This is a genomic window from Thiomonas delicata (genome assembly GCF_900088825.1).
GTDB lineage: Bacteria > Pseudomonadota > Gammaproteobacteria > Burkholderiales > Burkholderiaceae_C > Thiomonas_A > Thiomonas_A delicata.
Genome location: NZ_LT592171.1, coordinates 1,753,137 through 1,771,634, shown reverse-complemented (window position 1 = coordinate 1,771,634; position 18,498 = coordinate 1,753,137). Strand labels below are relative to the sequence as shown.

The following is an 18,498-nucleotide window of genomic DNA, read 5'->3' as shown; positions in this document are numbered from 1 at the left end:
TGTCAATTCTGGCCGGAATCTGGCTCCCTGCCCAGAAATTGAGCAGCGGGTGAGCGCCATCATGCGATTCCGAAAACGGGAGTGGGGGCGTCCATCGGGTTCTTCAACGGCTTGGTAGAGCGCCTTGATGGGGCCGTTCATGCCGGGAATCTTTGATATCGAACGGTTCGAATTCCGAGGCGGATCCAAATGGTGATATGTGTAAAGAAATATGTTTTGTGTGCGGTGGCGTACTGTCCCAGCAACTGCGCTGTCGTATTTTATTAATCGCGGATTAACCATCTGGTCACTCTATCAGGTCGGGCCGTTTGGGTAAAATAAACAAAAACTAGGTGAAATTAATTTATTTTGTTTGTAGTTCATATTTTATGATTGGGCGACCAAGGAATAATGTCAACAAGATGCAATGCTCTCGATGCAAGTATTTCAATAATGCGCAATAAGGCCATATTGGGGCAGTTAGTCGGAATGCCTCGAACTACCAGAATAGATTCATTCCATGATTTGAGTCATTTGCACCCGGACGTGCATTTGCTGTCGAATGATGAATACCACATCATGTTCACAAGCGCTGGTGGTGGTTACAGCCGCTGGAAAGATATTTCTGTTACGCGCTGGCGTGACGATGCGACCTGCAATAACTGGGGATCGTTTTGCTATATCCGCGATCTCTCGAGTGGGAAGGTCTGGTCGACGACATATCAACCGACTTTAAAACAGGGGGATGTCTACGAGACGGTGTTCTCGGAAGGGCAGGCGCTCATTCGACGTCTTGATTACGGCATAAGCATCGAAACGGAAATTGCTGTCTCGCCGTTCGATGACGTCGATCTCCGCAGAATCAGCATCAGCAACCAATCCCTCGACAAGAGGGCGATTGAAATCACAAGTTATGCGGAAATCGTGCTGACGTCGCATGCTGCCGATTCCGCACATCCTGCATTTGAAAAGCTGTTTGTGGAAACGGAGATATTGCCCGCACAGCAGGCCATCTTGTGCGCCCGCCGGGTGAGCGGCGCTAAGGACCAGCCAGCCTCGACGTTTCACCTGCTACAGGCATCGAAACCGGCGTTGGGGAATCTGTCTTACAACACGGATCGCGCGGATTTCATCGGACGTGGACGGACTGTGGAGCATCCGCAAGCCATGGACCCTGGTGCAACGCTCTCCGGACGCTCTGGCGCGGTGCTTGATGCGGCCGTGTCGATTCGTTATCCGATTGAGCTTGAACCTGGTGAAACCGTGGTCGTGCGTTGGCTCTGCGGCGTGATGCCAACACGCGATGCCTGCCTGCAAAGCATCGAGCGCTATCAAAGTGGTGCCGCCGCTGACCAAATTCTGGTGGATGCGGCAAAGCGTGGGCAAGAAACCCTGCATCGGCTGGGTGCAAGCCAAACCGAGGCGCAGTTGTATGCGGAACTTGCCAGCTCCCTGATTTACGCCAACGCATCCATGCGCGCTGACCCGGACATTATCGCGCACAACAATCAGGGGCAATCGGCATTATGGGCGTATTCGATTTCTGGCGATTTACCGATCGCACTATTGCAGGTGAAATGCCCGGCTGATGGTGATGTAGTCCGGGCGTTCGTCCAGGCACATGCGTTTTGGCGAAGCCATGGCCTGAAGGTCGATACGCTCTTTCTGTCTGAAGGTGAGGGCCACGCCGCGAGCCTGGCCGACCTGCAGGCGCTGCTCCGAAATGCGAGCAAGGCCTGCAATACAGCTGAATTGATGAATCAACCGGGTGGGCTATGGGTGCTCGACGGCGACAAGGTGGCGTTATCAGACCACATTCTTCTGCAAACGGCATCGCGCATCGTCATGCACGATGGCGAAGGCTCCTTGTCGCAACAACTCGCCAGCCGACGTGCGACCGAAGTTCCGTCGCCAGTCGCTGCAGATCGCCATGCGGGCAACGCCGACAACGCGACAGAGTCCTTGCAGGTGACGGCGCGCGAGTTGCTGGTGGACTGCGGCTTGGGCGGATTCAGCCCGGATGGGCGCGAATACGTGATCACGATCATGCCGGAGCAGATGACGCCAGCGCCCTGGATCAATGTGTTGGCCAATCCGTCATTCGGCAGTCTCATTTCTGAGAGCGGGAGCGCAAACACCTGGAGCGAGAACGCACAGACCCATCGCCTCACCCCGTGGTCGAACGATCCTGTCGGGGACGCCAACACCGAGGCGTATTACATCCGCGACGAAGACAGTGGCAAGTTTTGGTCGCCCACGCTGCTACCCACGCCTGGCGCTTCACCTTATGTGACACGGCACGGCTTCGGCTACAGCGTGTTTGAGCACAGCGAACACGGCATCGAATCGGAACTCAGTGTGTATGTGGCCATTGATGCACAAATCAAATTCGCCGTGCTGAAGCTGCACAACACAACGACCGTGGTGCGCCGGCTTTCGGTGACCGCCTATGTCGAGTGGGTGCTGGGCGATGAGCACGCGAAGACCAGTATGTTTGTGGGAACTGCGATCGATACCGGCAGCGGCGCGATATTCGCCCGCAACGCCTACAACACCGACTTCGCGGGCCGGGTTGCATTTCTGGATGTTGACGGCATCGCCAAAGCCAGCGTGTGTGGTGACCGCCTGGCTTTTCTCGGGCGCAACGGCACGCTATGCAATCCCGCTGCAATGTCAGAGCCGCTGCTTTGCGGAGCTGTCGGCTTCGCGCTCGACCCCTGCGCGGCCATCCGTGTGCCGCAGACATTGGCGGCGGGGCAAACCTGCGAACTTATTTTCCGACTCGGTGCGGCCGAGAGTGATGCGGCTGCCAGCAGTCTTGTGCAGCGTTGGCGTGGGGCCGCCGCAGCGCAAGAGGCGCTCGATGCGGTGACGCGGTTCTGGACGCAGACGCTAGGCGTCGTGCAGGTGGAAACACCAGACCCTGCGCTGAATGTCCTGGCCAACGGCTGGTTGGTCTATCAGGTGCTTGCTTGTCGGCTCTGGGCGCGCACCGCGTTTTATCAGTCCAGTGGCGCCTTCGGTTTTCGTGATCAATTGCAGGACGTGATGGCCTTGGTTCATGCCACGCCGGACTTGGTGCGCGAACACTTGCTGCGCTGTGCGTCCCGGCAGTTTCCCGAAGGCGATGTTCAGCACTGGTGGCATCCCCCTGGAGGCCGCGGCATCCGCACGCGCTGCTCGGATGATGCCCTTTGGCTCCCACTGGCGACATGCCGCTATGTCGAAGTCACGGGTGACCACGGTGTTCTGGATGTCGTCGTGCCCTTCCTCGAGGGCGCGGTCCTCAAGCCCGATGCGGTGTCCGACTACGCATTGCCCACAAGGTCCGAGCAAAAGGCAAGTCTGTACACGCATTGCGTGCGTGCCATCGAGCATGGTTTGCGCTTTGGAGAGCATGGCTTGCCGCTCATGGGCTCGGGTGACTGGAACGATGGCATGAATCTGGTGGGCGTGGGTGGAAAAGGCGAAAGTGTCTGGCTCGGTTTTTTCCTGTACACCGTGCTCTCGCAGTTCCGTGATGTGGCACGGCAACGTGGTGATGCCAAGTTCGCCAACCATTGCGAAGGTGAGGCCAAGCGTCTGCGCAACGCGATCGAACAACACGGCTGGGACGGAGACTGGTACCGCCGTGGCTGGTTCGATGACGGCTCACCGCTTGGCACGTCGAGCAATACCGAATGTCAGATCGACTCCATCGCGCAGAGCTGGGCCGTGTTGTCTGGCGCAGCTGAAACAACGCGCGGACGTTGCGCCATGCACGCTGTCGATACCCGGCTCGTGCGCCGCGACGCCGCATTGATCGAGCTGCTGGCTCCGCCCTTCAATCACTCTGATCCGAGCCCAGGCTACATCCAGGGCTATGTCAGCGGAGTGCGTGAGAACGGTGGCCAGTACACCCATGGCGCCGTCTGGACGGCCATGGCATTCGCTGCGCTTGGTGATGCCGCGCGGGCCTGGGAGCTGTTCAACATGCTCAATCCAATTCAGCATGCCAACTCGCCAGAGGCCATTGCGGTCTACAAAACAGAACCCTATGTCATGGCCTCCGATGTCTATGCCTATGCACCCCACATCGGGCGTGGCGGCTGGACTTGGTACACGGGTTCGGCCGGTTGGATGTACCGCTTCATCCTTGAATCGCTGCTCGGTCTGAAACGCGTGGGCGATCAGCTCCGTTTCATTCCCTGCATGCCGCAAAGCTGGACTTCATTCCAGGTGCATTACCGCTACCTGAAAACCACCTATCACATCACGGTGCAGAAATCGGCTGCGATCGAAGGCGAGCCTAGGTGGTCCATCGACGGGGTTGATCGACCCGGAGCCGTCCTTGCATTGCTTGATGATGGCCTGGAACACCGTGTCAGCGTGCAATGTCCAACGCAACAAGAACCCCACTAACAAGGAGCATCACCATGCAAATCGGCATGATTGGACTGGGACGCATGGGCGCCAACATGACGCGCCGGCTTATGCGCGGGGGCCACGACTGCGTCGTCCACGACACACAGGCAGCCGCCATTGCGTCACTGGAGGGGGAGGGCGCTGAGGGCGCAAAGACTCTGCCGCAGTTGGTCAAGGCGCTGGCCAAGCCGCGGACCATCTGGCTGATGGTGCCCGCAGCCGCGGTTGACGACACGCTGGCAGAGCTGACCCCGCTGCTCGACAAGCACGACATCGTCATCGACGGCGGTAACTCCTACTACCGTGACGACATCCGCCGCGCAAGCACCGTGCATGCGCGGGGTCTGCACTATGTCGACGTCGGCACCAGTGGCGGCGTCGCCGGTTTGGAGCGCGGTTATTGCCTGATGATTGGTGGAGAGACGGCGACCGTCAAACACCTTGATCCCTTGTTCGTCGCCCTGGCCCCCGGCGCGGGCACTGCCGTGCCGACGCCAGGGCGCCGCGCAGATGCGGGCAGCGCCGATCAGGGCTATTTGCACTGCGGGCCGCATGGTGCGGGGCATTTCGTCAAGATGGTTCACAACGGCATTGAGTACGGCATCATGGCCGCGTATGCCGAGGGGCTGAATATTTTGCGCAATGCCAACGTGGGGAAACGGACCGACGCTGTCAACGCCGAAACCACCCCGCTGCGCGATCCCGCCATGTACCAGTTCGACATGAACCTGCCCGAGATCACCGAAGCCTGGCGGCGGGGCAGTGTGATTGGATCGTGGCTGCTTGATCTCACCGCCACGGCGTTGGCCGCCGATCCTGCCTTGCGCAGCTTTGAGGGCCGTGTCTCCGACTCCGGCGAAGGTCGCTGGACGATCCAGGCCGCCATTGATGAAGCAGTGCCATCGCCGGTGCTGAGTGCCGCGCTCTACGCCCGTTTCAGTTCGCGCGATCAAGCCGATTTCGCCAACCGCGTGTTGTCCTCCATGCGGCATGAATTCGGCGGCCATGACGAACTCAAGCCAGATTCACCAAAGGCGAAACCCTGACATGCATGATGATCCTTCCCGCGCTTCAGCCCAGCAGTCGGATGCGCTGGTGGTGTTTGGTGCTACCGGTGATCTCGCCGACAAAATGATTTTTCCGGCGCTCTATGCCATGCGCAAGAGTGGCGCACTGAATGGGCCCATCATCGGTGTGGCCTCTTCGTCCTGGACGCTTGCGCAATTCCGTGCCCATGCACAGCAAAGCATAGAGCGCGCCGGCGCCGTGGACGACGCGCCCGCACTGGCCCAACTGCTCTCTCAAATTCAATACGTCAGTGGTGATTACAACGACGCGGACACCTACGCCAAACTCAAACGGGCGCTCGGTGCCGCCCAGCGGCCAGCGCACTATTTGGCCATACCGCCCGCGCTGTTTGCCACTGTCATACAAGGGTTGAGCAAGGCGGGGCTGGCTGCGCAGGGGCGAGTCATCGTCGAGAAGCCATTCGGTCGCGACCTGGCCTCGGCGCGCGAACTCAACCGTGTCGCGTCCGACGCCTTTCCCAGCGAGGCCATCTTCCGCATTGATCACTTCCTGGGCAAGGGCGCGATCATGAACCTTCTTTATTTTCGCTTCGCCAATACCTTTCTCGAACCCATCTGGAACCGCCAGCATGTGGCCAGTGTGCAAATCACCCTTGCCGAGGATTTTGGCGTATTGGGGCGCGGAAAGTTTTACGAGAGCGCCGGTTGCCTGCGTGACGTCATCCAGAACCACCTCTTCCAGATTGCAGCCTTGCTGGCCATGGAGCCACCGACAAGACGCGATTTCGCGGCCGTCAACAGCGAGAAGCTCAAGATCTTCAAGGCGATGCGTCCCTTGCACCCAGCCGACCTGGTACGCGGCCAGTACGCGGGTTATCGCGATGAGCCGCAGGTCGCGAAAGAGTCGGATGTCGAAACCTATTGCGCGATGCGTCTGCACATCAACTCCAAACGCTGGGCGGGCGTGCCATGGTATTTGCGGGCTGGCAAGCAACTGCCCGTGACAAGCTGCGAGGTGCTCGTTCGATTGCAACCGCCTTCCCAGGCGCTGTTCGCGGACGCCGTGGCTAGCGGCGTGCAGCCCAATTACCTGCGCTTCCAGCTATCGCCTACATCGATGATCGCGCTGGCCGCGCGCGTCAAGCGCCCTGGCAAGGGCTATGAGGGCGATCAACGCGAACTGACCTTGGCAGAAGATGGCGATGGCGAAGAAACGCCCTATGAGCGCCTGCTTACCGACGCCATGTCTGGCGACAACGCCTTGTTTACCAGTGAAGAAACCGTGGAGGCCGCCTGGGCTGTGGTTGAGCCGGTGCTCTCCAAACACCCGCGTGCCATGGTCTACCCAACGGGCAGTTGGGGGCCAGACGAGGCCAACCACCTGATTGCCGCCTACGGCGGCTGGCACAACCCAGAAACAGTGCGGTGATGCCGTGACGCACGATACAGTTTTTTTGCTGGACGTGGACAACACGCTACTCGACAACGACCGTGTCATCCTCGATCTCAGGCAGCACCTGGAGCGCGCCTTCGGCCACGCCAGCGCTGAACGCTACTGGGAATTCTTCGAGCAATTGCGCAGCGAGCTGGGCTATGCCGACTACCTGGGCGCCTTGCAGCGCTACCGCATGGATGAGCTAAGCGATGCGCAGAGTGATCCGCGGCTGCTTGAAATGTCCACGTTCCTCATCGACTATCCATTCGTCGACAGGCTCTATGCCGGTGCGCTCAACGTCATCGAACGACTCCAAACATTCGGCACGACTGTGCTGCTGACCGATGGCGACGTCGTGTTCCAGCCGCACAAGGTGCAGCGCTCGGGCCTGTGGCATGCGGTCGATGGCCGCGTGCTGATCTATCTCCACAAAGAACGCATGCTCCACCCGATGCAGCAACGCTTCCCGGCGCAACACTATGTCATGGTGGACGACAAGCTGCGCATTCTTGCCGCCATGAAGCAAAGCCTGGGTGCGCGCCTGACGACCGTGTTTGCACGCCAGGGCCATTACGCCACCGACCCAAACAACATTGCGAATTGTCCGCAGGCCGACATCAGCCTCGATTGCATCGGCGATTTGCTGGCCATCGATCTCCCCACGTTGCTGGGGCAAAAAGCAACCAGTCGTTCAAAACAGGAATCGCCATGAACCCCACACAACAACTGCACAACCTCGGCCAAAGCATATGGCTCGACAACATCACGCGGGAGTTACTGACCAGCGGCACGCTGGCACGTTATATCCGTGACTTGCATGTGACGGGCCTGACCTCGAACCCGACCATTTTCGAGCACGCCATCGGGCACTCCACCGCCTATGACGCCGCAATTCTCAGCCAGTTGGGCAAAGGCAAGTCGGACGTCAGCCTGTTCTTTGAATTGGCGCTGGAAGACCTGAGCCGGGCGGCTGACTTGTTCCGCTCCACCTTCGACGCCAGTGCTGGGGTGGATGGCTGGGTTTCGCTGGAAGTGTCTCCCCTGCTGGCCCATGACGCTGCGAACACCATCAAGGAAGCGGCAGAGCTGCATGCGCGCGCCAATCGGTCCAACCTGTTCATCAAAATTCCGGGAACCACCGAAGGCCTGGAGGCGATTGAGGCGTCCATCTTTGCTGGCGTTCCCGTGAATGTCACGCTGCTGTTTTCGTGCGAACAATACCTGGCTGCCGCCGAGGCCTATTTGCGCGGCATCGAGCGGCGCATCGAGGCCGGGCTCGATCCCAATGTCGGGTCTGTCGCGTCGCTCTTTATCAGCCGCTGGGATGTCGCGGTGAAAGACACCGTTTCACCGCAATCGCGCAATCGCCTCGGCATTGCCGTGGCCATGCAGACCTACCAGGCCTATTGCGCCTTGCTCGCTTCGCCCCGTTGGCAGAAGCTGGCTGCGGCTGGCGCCAGCGCACAGCGCGTGCTGTGGGCCAGCACCGGCACGAAAGACCCGCAGGCGTCTGACACCGTGTATGTCGAGGCGCTTGCTGCTCCGCGCACCGTCAACACCATTCCAGAAAAAACATTGCTCGCCTTTGCCGACCACGGCCAAGTCAAGAAGAAGCTGCCAACGAATGGCGGCGATGCCGATGCCGTGCTTGCGGACTTCAGCCGCCAGGGCATCGCCATTGATGTCCTGGCCGAGCGCCTGCAGCGTGAAGGTGCTGAGGCGTTTGTCGCATCGTGGCGTCAACTCTTGCAGGCGATCGGCACCAAAAAATCACATCTTGCGCAGGTTTGCACGTCATGAACCGCGCAGAACCGCCTAGATCACCTGGCTTGCTGCATCCACGCCCATCGGCACCACCGCTGACCCAGCTTCCTGCGTGGCAGGCGCTCGTCGACCATCATCGCATGATGGGTTCGCGGCACCTGCGCCAGTTTTTCGCTGACGATCCGCAGCGCGGCGAACGCCTGCAGGTCGAAGCTGCCGGGCTGTATTTCGACTTTTCCAAAAACCGGGTTACCGACGAAACGCTTGCATTGCTGGTTGATCTGGCCGAGCATTGCGGCCTGCGCGAGCGCAGGGACGCCATGTTTCGTGGTGACCCGATCAACGCGACGGAGAAGCGTGCCGTGCTGCATACGGCGCTACGCGCACCGGCGGATGAGCGCATCGTCGTGGACGGGGTCAACGTCGTGCCCGAAGTCCACGCCGTCCTCGACCGCATGGCTGATTTTGCGGAGCGTATTCGCAGCGGCGAATGGCGGGGCCACACTGGCAAGCCCATCCGCAATGTGATCAACATCGGCATTGGCGGCTCCGATCTCGGGCCGGTGATGGATTGCGAGGCCTTGCACCCCTACAGCAAGATCGGGTTGCACTTGGGCTTTGTCTCCAATATCGATCCCAGCGATCTGGTCGAAGCGACGCGTGGTCTGGATGCAGCCGAAACCCTCTTCATCATCTGCTCCAAGAGCTTCCGAACCTTCGACACGCTGACCAATGCGCACGCCGCGCGCGCCTGGAGCCTGGCGCAACTCGGCGATGAACGCGCCATTGCCAGCCATTTTGTCGCCGTGTCGACCAACGCCGAAGCAGTTGCCGCGTTTGGCATTGATGCTGCCCATATGTTTGCGTTATGGGACTGGGTTGGTGGTCGCTACTCGATGGATTCGGCCATCGGCCTGATCAGCATGGTTGCCGTCGGGCCCGAGCACTTTCGAGCCATGCTGTCCGGCTTTCGCGCCATGGACGAACATTTTCACAGGACACCTCTGGCCCGCAACATGCCCGTGCTGCTGGGCCTGCTGGCCATTTGGAACAACAACTTTCTTGGCGCCGAGACGCTGGCCGTGTTGCCCTACGACCACTATCTCAAACGCTTTCCTGCCTACCTGCAGCAGTTGACGATGGAAAGCAACGGCAAGCATGTCACGGCCACGGGGCAAGCCGTCAGCACGTCCACTTCGCCCATTGTTTGGGGAGAACCGGGGACCAATGGCCAGCACTCGTTTTTCCAGCTGCTGCATCAGGGCACCCGGCTGGTCGCGTGTGATTTCATCGGCTTTTCCCACAGCCAAAACCCACAGGCCGGTCAGCACGACTTACTGATGGCCAATCTGTTTGCGCAGAGCGAGGCTCTGGCATTTGGCAAAACGGCGCAGGCACTGATGGCCGAAGGTGTGGACGAAGCGCAAGTTGCGCAACGCGTATGCGAGGGCAACCGCCCGAGCAATACCTTGCTGGCCGAGCGGCTGACACCCTACACACTCGGCGCCTTGGTGGCGCTGTACGAACACAGCGTCTTCACGCAAGGCGTCATCTGGAATATCGATTCGTTTGACCAGTGGGGTGTCGAGCTGGGCAAGGTTCTGGCGCAGCGCATCGTGACGGAGTTGGCCGACAACAGCCATGGCCCGCTCACCCATGACAGCTCGACCAACACCCTCATGCGGCGTTACCAACGCCAACGTAAGGAGTCATCATGACATCAGGCGACGACCAGGCACTGTATGTGCTGCCATTCGACCACCGGCATTCCTACATCACCGGCATGTTTCACTTCAAGCAGCCGCTGACCTCGCAACAGCACGCAGACGTTTGCGACAGCAAGCAGCTTATTTATGAAGGCTTCCAGCTGGCTCTTGAGGCGGGTGTGCCCCGCGATGCGGCCGGCATCCTGGTCGACGAAGAGTTTGGCAGCGCCATTTTGCGAGATGCGCACCAGCGCGGTTTCATCACGGCGCTGTCCACCGAGAGTAGTGGCTCGGAGGAGTTCCGGTTCGAATATGGCGACGACTTCGCCCGTCATATCGAAGTCTTCGACCCGACGTTTGCCAAGGTGCTGGTGCGCTACAACCCCGAGGGGGACCATGCGCTGAACCTGCGCCAAGAGGAACGCCTGAAACAACTGTCCGACGTCTGCCAGGCCAGTGGGCGCCGCTTCATGTTCGAACTGCTGGTGCCGGCAACCGCGCAACAACTGGCCGGGCTCAAAGGCGACCGTGCAGCCTATGACCTGACGATGCGTCCGCAGCTCATGGTCGAAGCGATCCATGCCTTGCAAGACGCAGGGATTGAGCCCGACCTGTGGAAGATCGAGGGACTTGCCGAGCGCCACGATTGCGTTCGGATGGTCGAAGCGGCGCGGCGCGGTGGGCGCAGCACGGTCAGCTGCATTGTGCTTGGCCGTGGTGCGGACGAGGCCAGCGTGCGCAGTTGGCTTGCGACAGCGGCAAGCGTGCCAGGGTTCATCGGCTTCGCCGTGGGCCGCACCAGCTTTTGGGATGCGGTCGCCGCTTACCGCGAACGGACCCTGACGCGCGTGGCGGCGGCAACACAAATTGCCGAGCGCTTACGCGAGTGGGTTGATATTTTCGAGCGCGGGCGCTTGACGCACGGCATTCGCGCCATGTCAGGAGTGGCATCATGAACCAGCGTGTGCAGAGCATTCACCCCGCCGATAGCAACGAGGCGCGGGACGCGGCGCAGCGCGACCAGCTCTGCATCAACACGCTGCGTACGCTGTCCATCGACGCCGTGCAAAAGGCAAACTCCGGCCACCCCGGTACGCCCTTGGATGCGGCCCCAGTCGCCTACTGCCTGTGGCAGCGTTTCCTGCGCTACGACCCGAACGCCCCCGACTGGCCGAACCGCGACCGCTTCGTGCTCTCATCGGGCCATGCATCGGCGTTGCTCTACAGCCTTTTGTTTCTGTGTGGCGTGAAGCCGCAGGCCGCGTCCGGCAGCGAGACGGGCGCCGCATCGCACGGGAAGGCCGTCACCATGGACGCGTTGCAGCACTTTCGCCAGGCGGGAAGTTGCTGCACCGGCCACCCGGAATTCGGTGATGCTGTCGGCGTCGAGACCACGACCGGGCCGCTGGGGCAGGGCGCGGCCACCAGCGTCGGCATGGCAATTGCCTCGGCTTGGCTCGCAGCGACCTACAACCGCCCCGGCTTTGCGCTGTTCGACCACAACGTGTACGCCTTGTGCGGCGACGGCGACATGATGGAAGGCGTCAGCAGCGAAGCGGCATCACTCGCCGGTCATTTGAAGCTCGCCAATTTGTGCTGGATCTACGACGACAACCACATCAGCATCGAGGGCTCGACCGCCATCACCTTCACAGAGGACGTTGGCGCGCGATTCGAGGCCTACGGCTGGCAGGTCATACACGTGGCCGACGCCAACGACCTTGAGGCCTTGACGCATAGTTTGCAGCGTTTCATCGACACCGAAGACCGGCCGACGATGATCATCGTGCAAAGCCATATTGGTTATGGATCGCCACACAAGCAAGACACCAAGGAAGCCCACGGCGAGGCGCTTGGCGCCGCAGAGGTGCGGCTTGTCAAAGAGTTTTTCGGCTTCGACCCAGACGTGCAATTTGCGGTTCCCAATGGCGTGACCGAGCACTTCAGCGCAAAATTCGGCGCGCGCGGCGCCAGTATCCATGCCGATTGGGCGACGTTATTCAACGCGTATCGAAGTCAGTATCCAGATCTTGCGTTGCAAATCGAGCGCATGCAGCAGCGTGCCTTACCCGACGGGTTGGACAGCTCGCTGCCGAGTTTCGCGGCTGATCCCAAGGGCATCGCCACGCGAGACGCTTCAGCCAAAGTGCTCAATGCCCTTGCCGCGCACATCCCCTGGCTGCTTGGTGGCGCAGCTGATTTGTCACCATCGACCAAAACCCATCTGAGCTTTGACTTTGCCGGCGACTTTGAGCCACCCGCCGAACCTGAAGACAGGGCGCATTCCTATGCCGGGCGCAACCTCCATTTCGGCGTTCGCGAACATGCCATGTGCGCTGTGGCCAACGGTCTGTCCTTGTCGAAACTGCGCGCCTTCGCCGCCAGCTTCTTTGTCTTTACCGACTACTGCCGGGGCGCCATTCGGCTGAGCGCGATGATGGGGCTTCCGGTGATCTACATCTGGACGCACGACTCCATCAGCATGGGCGAAGATGGGCCGACGCACCAGCCCGTCGAGCAGTTGGCCTCGTTTCGGGCGATGCCCGGCATGGTGCTGCTACGCCCGGCCGACGCGAATGAAGTGGCGGAGGCGTGGAAGGTGATCATGCGGATGACGGACCGACCGGTCAGCCTTGTGCTGACACGCCAGGTGCTCCCCACCCTCGATCGCCGCCACTACGCCAGCGCCGCTGGCCTCGCGCGAGGTGCCTATGTGCTGGCCGACGCGGCGGATGGCGAACCGGACGTCCTGCTTCTGGCGACGGGCAGCGAAGTCGCGTTGTGCGTTGCCGCGCGTGAACAACTGATGCGTGACGGCATCCAGACACGCGTCGTCAGCATGCCATCGTGGGAGCTGTTCGAGGCTGAATCCGAGGCCTACCGCGACAGCGTGCTGCCGCCAGCGGTGACGGCGCGCGTCTCGGTCGAGGCCGCGTCGCCGCTGGGCTGGGAGCGCTATGTCGGGCAACGTGGCGCCGTTCTCGGTATGCGCACGTTTGGCTTGTCAGCGCCGGGCAAGGTCACCGAAGGGCATTTTGGTTTTGACGTCACGCACGTCGTGGAAGCTGCCAGGCGGCAACTGGTGCGCCAACCATCAACCTCGTCTGGAGCACGGGCATGAGTGCCAAGATCAGCCCGCTTGCGGGCAAGCCAGTGCCTGTCGAATCGCTGGTCGATGTGGCCAAGCTCGTGACGGCCTATTACGTCGACATCCCCGACCCGACCGTCGCAGCACAGCGCGTTGCCTTCGGCACTTCGGGGCACCGTGGTTCGGCTTTCGACGCTTCGTTCAACGAAGCGCATGTGCTCTCCATTACGCAGGCCATCTGCCAATACCGCAAGGCGCAGGGTATCAACGGACTTCTGTTCATGGGCATCGATACGCATGCGTTGTCCGAACCAGCGTGCGCAAGCGCGCTGGAGGTTCTGGCGGCCAATGGCGTCGAGGTGATGCTGGCCTTGAACGATGAATACACGCCGACACCGGCCATTTCGTATGCCATCCTGACCCACAACCGTGGCCGCAGCACAGGTCTGGCCGACGGCATTGTGGTGACGCCGTCGCACAATCCGCCGCGCGATGGCGGCTTCAAATACAACCCGCCCAATGGCGGCCCTGCCGACCAGGACATCACCGACTGGATAGGCGCCACGGCCAACAGCTTTCTCGAAAATAATCTCGATGGCGTGAAGCGCATGGCGCACGCCAGGGCCCTCCGTGCAGCGACCACACACCGGCATGATTTTCTCTCCGCCTATATCGGTGATCTTGGCAGCGTGGTGGATATGGACGTGATTCGCAGCGCCAAGGTCGGCATGGGCGTCGACCCGCTGGGCGGCGCAGGTGTGCACTACTGGGCCCGCATTGCGGAGCACTACAAGGTCGATTTGCAAGTGGTCAGCGAAATCGTCGACCCGACCTTTCGCTTCATGACGCTGGACTGGGACGGGCAGATTCGCATGGACCCGTCGTCGAAATACGCGATGCAGCGCTTACTTGCGATGAAGGACCGTTTCGACATCGCCTTTGCCTGCGACACCGACCACGACCGCCACGGCATCGTCACGCCCGCTGCGGGCTTGCTCATGCCGAATCACTATCTTTCGGTCGCGATCGATTACCTGTTTCGCCATCGGCCGCAATGGAGCGCGCGTGCTGCCGTTGGCAAGACCGTTGTCAGCACGCGCCTGATCGACCAGATCACGGCCCGACTGGGTCGAACTCTGGACGAAGTGCCGGTCGGGTTCAAATGGTTCTCCAAAGGCTTGCTGGACGGTACGCTGGGTTTCGGTGGCGAAGAAAGTGCGGGCGCTGCATTTTTGCGTCGCGACGGCACGGTCTGGACCACGGACAAAGACGGCCTGACGGCGGCGCTGCTTTCAGCCGAAATCACCGCGCGTACTGGCCATGATCCTGGCGCCCTCTACGAGGAATTGGCCAAGATTTTCGGCGCTCCTCCGCTGGCTGACCGCGTGGAAGCGCCAGCCACAGCGCTGCAGAAAAAGCAGTTGGGCGCATTGACCCCGCAACAGATTGCCTCAACCGAACTGGCCGGAGAAAAAATCGAGGGGGTCCTCAACATGGCGCCTGGCAACGGCGCACCCATTGGCGGCATCAAGGTTGTGGCCAGCAGCGGCTGGTTTGCAGCGCGACCATCCGGCACGGAAGACATTTACAAAATCTATGCCGAGAGCACCCAGGGCCCAGAGCACTTGCAGCGCATTCTGGCGGAGGCGCAAAAAATTGTGGATGCCGCCATTGCGCCAGCTGCATCTGGGGCCACAGCAGTAACCAGCCAAACCGGATGATTGACGCCAATATCCGGTCAGATGTCGACTCCAACAAATCTGCTGGCAAGGCGATGAAGCAAACGTCAATCCAACTTGATGCGACGATCACGCCTGAGGCTATGAAACTCGCCGATGCGGCCATGCTCAATAGCCTGCAGCAGGCCGCCTTCAACTATTTTCCGAAGGCAAGCAACCCGCGAAACGGTTTGGTCGCCGACACTACGCGGCAGGGTTCGCCCGCCAGCATCGCGGTGGTTGGCTTTGCGCTTTCGTCGTATCCGGTCGCTGTCGAACATGGCTGGATCGAACGCGACGCTGCCGTGCAAGCCTGCCTGAGAAGCATGCGTTTTTTCTGGCATAGCGACCAGTCGGGAAGCCCAGAAGCCACCGGCTATCAAGGCTTTTACTTTCATTTTCTCGACATGGAAACCGGCGCCCGTGTCTGGCAGTCCGAACTGTCGCTGATTGACACCGCCTTGTTGATCGCCGGAATGCTCACCGCCGCCACTTACTTTGACGCCAGCACCCCCGCCGAGGTGGAACTGCGCGAACTGGCCGAGCGTTTGTACCTCAGGGTGGATTGGCGCTGGGCGCAATACCAGGGCGCAACCGTGGCCCAAGGCTGGAAGCCTGAATGCGGTTTCTTGCACTATGGTTGGGAGGGCTATAGCGAAGCCATCCTGCTGTATGTCTTGGGCCTGGGTTCGCCGACGCATCCGTTCACAGCGGCAAGCTTTGAGACGTGGACCGTGACCTATCAATGGGAGAATCTTTATGGCTACGATTTTCTCTATGCGGGGCCGCTGTTCATTCACCAGTTCTCCCATGCGTGGATTGACTTTCGCGGCATTCGCGACCGCTTCATGCGCGAGAAGCGATGCGACTATTTCGAGAACAGCCGTCGCGCCACCTATGTGCAGCGTGAATATGCCATTCGCAATCCGCACACTTTCATGGGCTATGCAGACAACTGCTGGGGCCTTTCTGCGGGTGAAGGGCCCAGCGCGGGGCCGCGACTCATAGGCGGTCAGCAACAACGGTTTTTCGGCTATGCCGCGCGCGGTGTCCCGTACGGACCTGACGATGGCACCATCGCTGGCACATCAATCACGGCATCGCTGGTTTTTGCGCCAGAAATTGCGCTGCCCGCCATGCGCAATCTCCATGACGCAGGCACGCCTCAGCAGGTCGATGCCTTGCGTTTCAGCGGCATCAACGCCAGTTTCAACGCCCCAGGTGATGCATGCTGGATCTCCGAAGGCGAGTTTGGCCTGGACCAGGGCATGACCGTGTTGATGATTGAAAACTACCGCAGCGGTCTTTTATGGCAATTGGGCCGTCAATCCAGCATCCTCCAGACTGGCTTGCGGCGTGCCGGATTTAAGAGCGGGTGGCTGTGATCGCCGTGCCGATGCAGCCATGCAAGTGACCTCGTCACCCCCTGCGAGCGCGGGCACAGACCTGGTTGCAGATCCTCACGAGCAAGAGCTTCTGGCTAACGTCAGCCCAGCCGACTGGGTCAACCCGACGCCGCCCAGCGTTTATCACCTGCTCATCATCGGCGCCGGCCCGGGCGGCATGGCCGCCGCACGCACCGCAGCAGCGCTTGGCGTGAAAGTCGCGTTGGTCGAACGCCACCGGCTTGGCGGCGGCTCGCTGAGTTACGGTTGCGCACCTTCAAAGGCGATGATTCGCACCGCGCGCGCCTATGCCGACATGCGCGACGCCCCAAACTATGGCGCTGTCCCGCCACGGACAGTCGAGGTTGATTTCCAGATGGCCATGGAGCGGTTGCGACGCATCCGCGCCCGCATCAGCCGCGTGGACTCGGCCGCCAGGCTGATCGCCGAAGGCATCGATCTGTATTTCGGCGCTGCACACTTCGTCGGCGCTGATGCGGTCGAAGTCGACGGCGTGCGTCTGCGCTTCAAGAAGGCGCTGATCGCCACGGGATCGCGGTCCATCGTGCCCGAAATCCAGGGTCTGACCGAGGTGGGTTACCTGACCAACGAATCGGTGTTCAACCTGACGGCGCCGCCGCGCAGTCTGCTGGTCATCGGTGGCGGCCCCCTTGGCTGCGAATTGGCGCAGGCGTTCAGTCGCTTGGGTGTGAGAACCATCATCGCCCACGACGCCCCCTTGTTTTTACCGAAGGAAGAGCGTGACGCGGCGCAGATGATGTCTGACGCGCTGGCACGCGATGGCGTCGAGATCCACCTGAATAGCGACGCCGTCAGCGCCCGCATGGAACAAGGCTGCAAGCGCGTTGAACTGGTCAATGACGGTCAGGTCACCACCGTCGATGTCGATGAAATTCTGACGGGAATCGGTCACATGCCGGCAGTGCGGGCACTCAGGCTGGAAGCGGCCGGCGTGGCTTACGACCCGGAAACAGGGGTCCATGTCGATGACTTTCTGCGCACCAGCAATCCACGCATTTACGCCGCTGGGGATGTTTGCCTGGAGCACAAATACAGCAATATGGCCGAGGCATCGGCACGCCTCGCGGTTCAAAACGCCTTGTTCTTTGGACGCAAGCGCATGAGCAGCTTGACGATTCCATGGTGCACCTATACCGACCCTGAAATCGCCCAAGTTGGCATGTCTGTGCGGCAGGCGCGCGAACGCAATATTCCAGTGAAAACCTTCACGGTCCCGATGCATGATGACGACCGCGCCATCACCGATGGTGAAGAAAACGGCTTTGTGAAAATCCACGTCCGAGAAGGGACAGACACCATTCTTGGAGCCGCCATCGTCGCCCGGCATGCCGGCGAAATGATCAACGGCATTTCGCTGGCGATGGTGGCTGGAATCGGCTTGGGCACACTGGCCACGGTGGTTCATGCGCACCCCACGCAAGGCGAGGCGATCAAGATGGCGGGGGAGGCCTATCTGCGCACACGGCCCCCACATTGGGGCGCACGGTTGCTGCGCGCATGGGTGAACCGATGAGCTGATGCACCGATTCATTATTGATTGGGCCCTTAAACAGTCTCAGGCGGCGTATTTGACGTTTGGGTCGCGGAAGTAGGCTGTGTACGGTATCGCACTGTTCTAACAATTTTTCTACCGTATTCTTTTTTCATCTTCCCTGCAGAATCCCTGCAACCCGTATGAATGCCCGCTTTGCGGGTCATGATCGGGACGGCGCGATTGGCTTGCTCATGCGTACGAACCGTGCAAAACCGCGAGAAATGGCGGTACAGCGGGCCTGGACATGGCCCGAGACTGCTTTGGCTTGCTCCTGCCCATCACCCGGGGGACAAGCCGGCTTGCGAATGAGTACGGCGCAGTTCTTCAAGTGAGAGGCTTTGTCCCAACACCTTGCGAATTCAATCGAAGCTGTTGAGCTCATTGACCACAATCTCCTGGCGTCTCGTGAAGTGAA

At 60.5% G+C, this 18,498-nt stretch carries 11 protein-coding genes; all 11 read left to right on the top strand.

The features are described from left to right. Positions 1–525: 525 nt before the first annotated feature. From THIARS_RS17825 to THIARS_RS17775, 11 genes are read left to right on the top strand one after another with little or no spacing between them, the layout of a single operon-like run. Positions 526–4,380: a GH36-type glycosyl hydrolase domain-containing protein gene (locus THIARS_RS17825; protein WP_186436740.1), complete on the top strand. Its 3,855-nt coding sequence runs from the start codon at positions 526–528 to the stop codon at positions 4,378–4,380. Positions 4,381–4,394: 14 nt separating this feature from the next. Then, the gene (gnd, locus tag THIARS_RS17820; RefSeq protein ID WP_094162047.1) at positions 4,395–5,429 is read left to right on the top strand and encodes a phosphogluconate dehydrogenase (NAD(+)-dependent, decarboxylating); all 1,035 of its coding nucleotides are present in this window, start codon (positions 4,395–4,397) and stop codon (positions 5,427–5,429) included. 1 nt (position 5,430) lies between these two features. Further along, positions 5,431–6,840, top strand: a complete 1,410-nt coding sequence (zwf, locus tag THIARS_RS17815; protein ID WP_094162046.1) for a glucose-6-phosphate dehydrogenase — start codon at positions 5,431–5,433, stop codon at positions 6,838–6,840. Between the two features lie 4 nt (positions 6,841–6,844). Continuing rightward, positions 6,845–7,558 carry an HAD family hydrolase gene (locus THIARS_RS17810; protein WP_094162045.1) on the top strand — a complete coding sequence of 238 codons (714 nt, stop codon included), beginning with the start codon at positions 6,845–6,847 and terminating at the stop codon, positions 7,556–7,558. Continuing rightward, entirely contained in the window at positions 7,474–8,646 is a 1,173-nt protein-coding gene (tal, locus tag THIARS_RS17805; protein WP_245845977.1) for a transaldolase, read from the top strand. Before THIARS_RS17810 ends, tal begins: the two co-directional genes overlap by 85 nt. Further along, on the top strand, positions 8,643–10,328 hold the full coding sequence (pgi, locus tag THIARS_RS17800; RefSeq protein WP_094162043.1) for a glucose-6-phosphate isomerase: 1,686 nt from the start codon (positions 8,643–8,645) through the stop codon (positions 10,326–10,328). Before tal ends, pgi begins: the two co-directional genes overlap by 4 nt. Further along, positions 10,325–11,272, top strand: a complete 948-nt coding sequence (locus tag THIARS_RS17795) for a 2-deoxy-5-keto-D-gluconate 6-phosphate aldolase domain-containing protein (RefSeq protein WP_094162042.1) — start codon at positions 10,325–10,327, stop codon at positions 11,270–11,272. The genes pgi and THIARS_RS17795 overlap by 4 nt, the downstream gene beginning before the upstream one ends. After that, positions 11,269–13,437: a transketolase gene (tkt, locus tag THIARS_RS17790; protein ID WP_094162041.1), complete on the top strand. Its 2,169-nt coding sequence runs from the start codon at positions 11,269–11,271 to the stop codon at positions 13,435–13,437. The genes THIARS_RS17795 and tkt overlap by 4 nt, the downstream gene beginning before the upstream one ends. Then, entirely contained in the window at positions 13,434–15,125 is a 1,692-nt protein-coding gene (gene pgm, locus THIARS_RS17785) for a phosphoglucomutase (alpha-D-glucose-1,6-bisphosphate-dependent) (protein WP_094162040.1), read from the top strand. Before tkt ends, pgm begins: the two co-directional genes overlap by 4 nt. Next, positions 15,122–16,507 carry a glucoamylase family protein gene (locus tag THIARS_RS17780; RefSeq protein WP_245845976.1) on the top strand — a complete coding sequence of 462 codons (1,386 nt, stop codon included), beginning with the start codon at positions 15,122–15,124 and terminating at the stop codon, positions 16,505–16,507. The genes pgm and THIARS_RS17780 overlap by 4 nt, the downstream gene beginning before the upstream one ends. Before the next feature lie 19 nt (positions 16,508–16,526). Further along, on the top strand, positions 16,527–18,062 hold the full coding sequence (locus THIARS_RS17775) for a mercuric reductase (protein ID WP_094162039.1): 1,536 nt from the start codon (positions 16,527–16,529) through the stop codon (positions 18,060–18,062). Positions 18,063–18,498 lie beyond the last annotated feature (436 nt).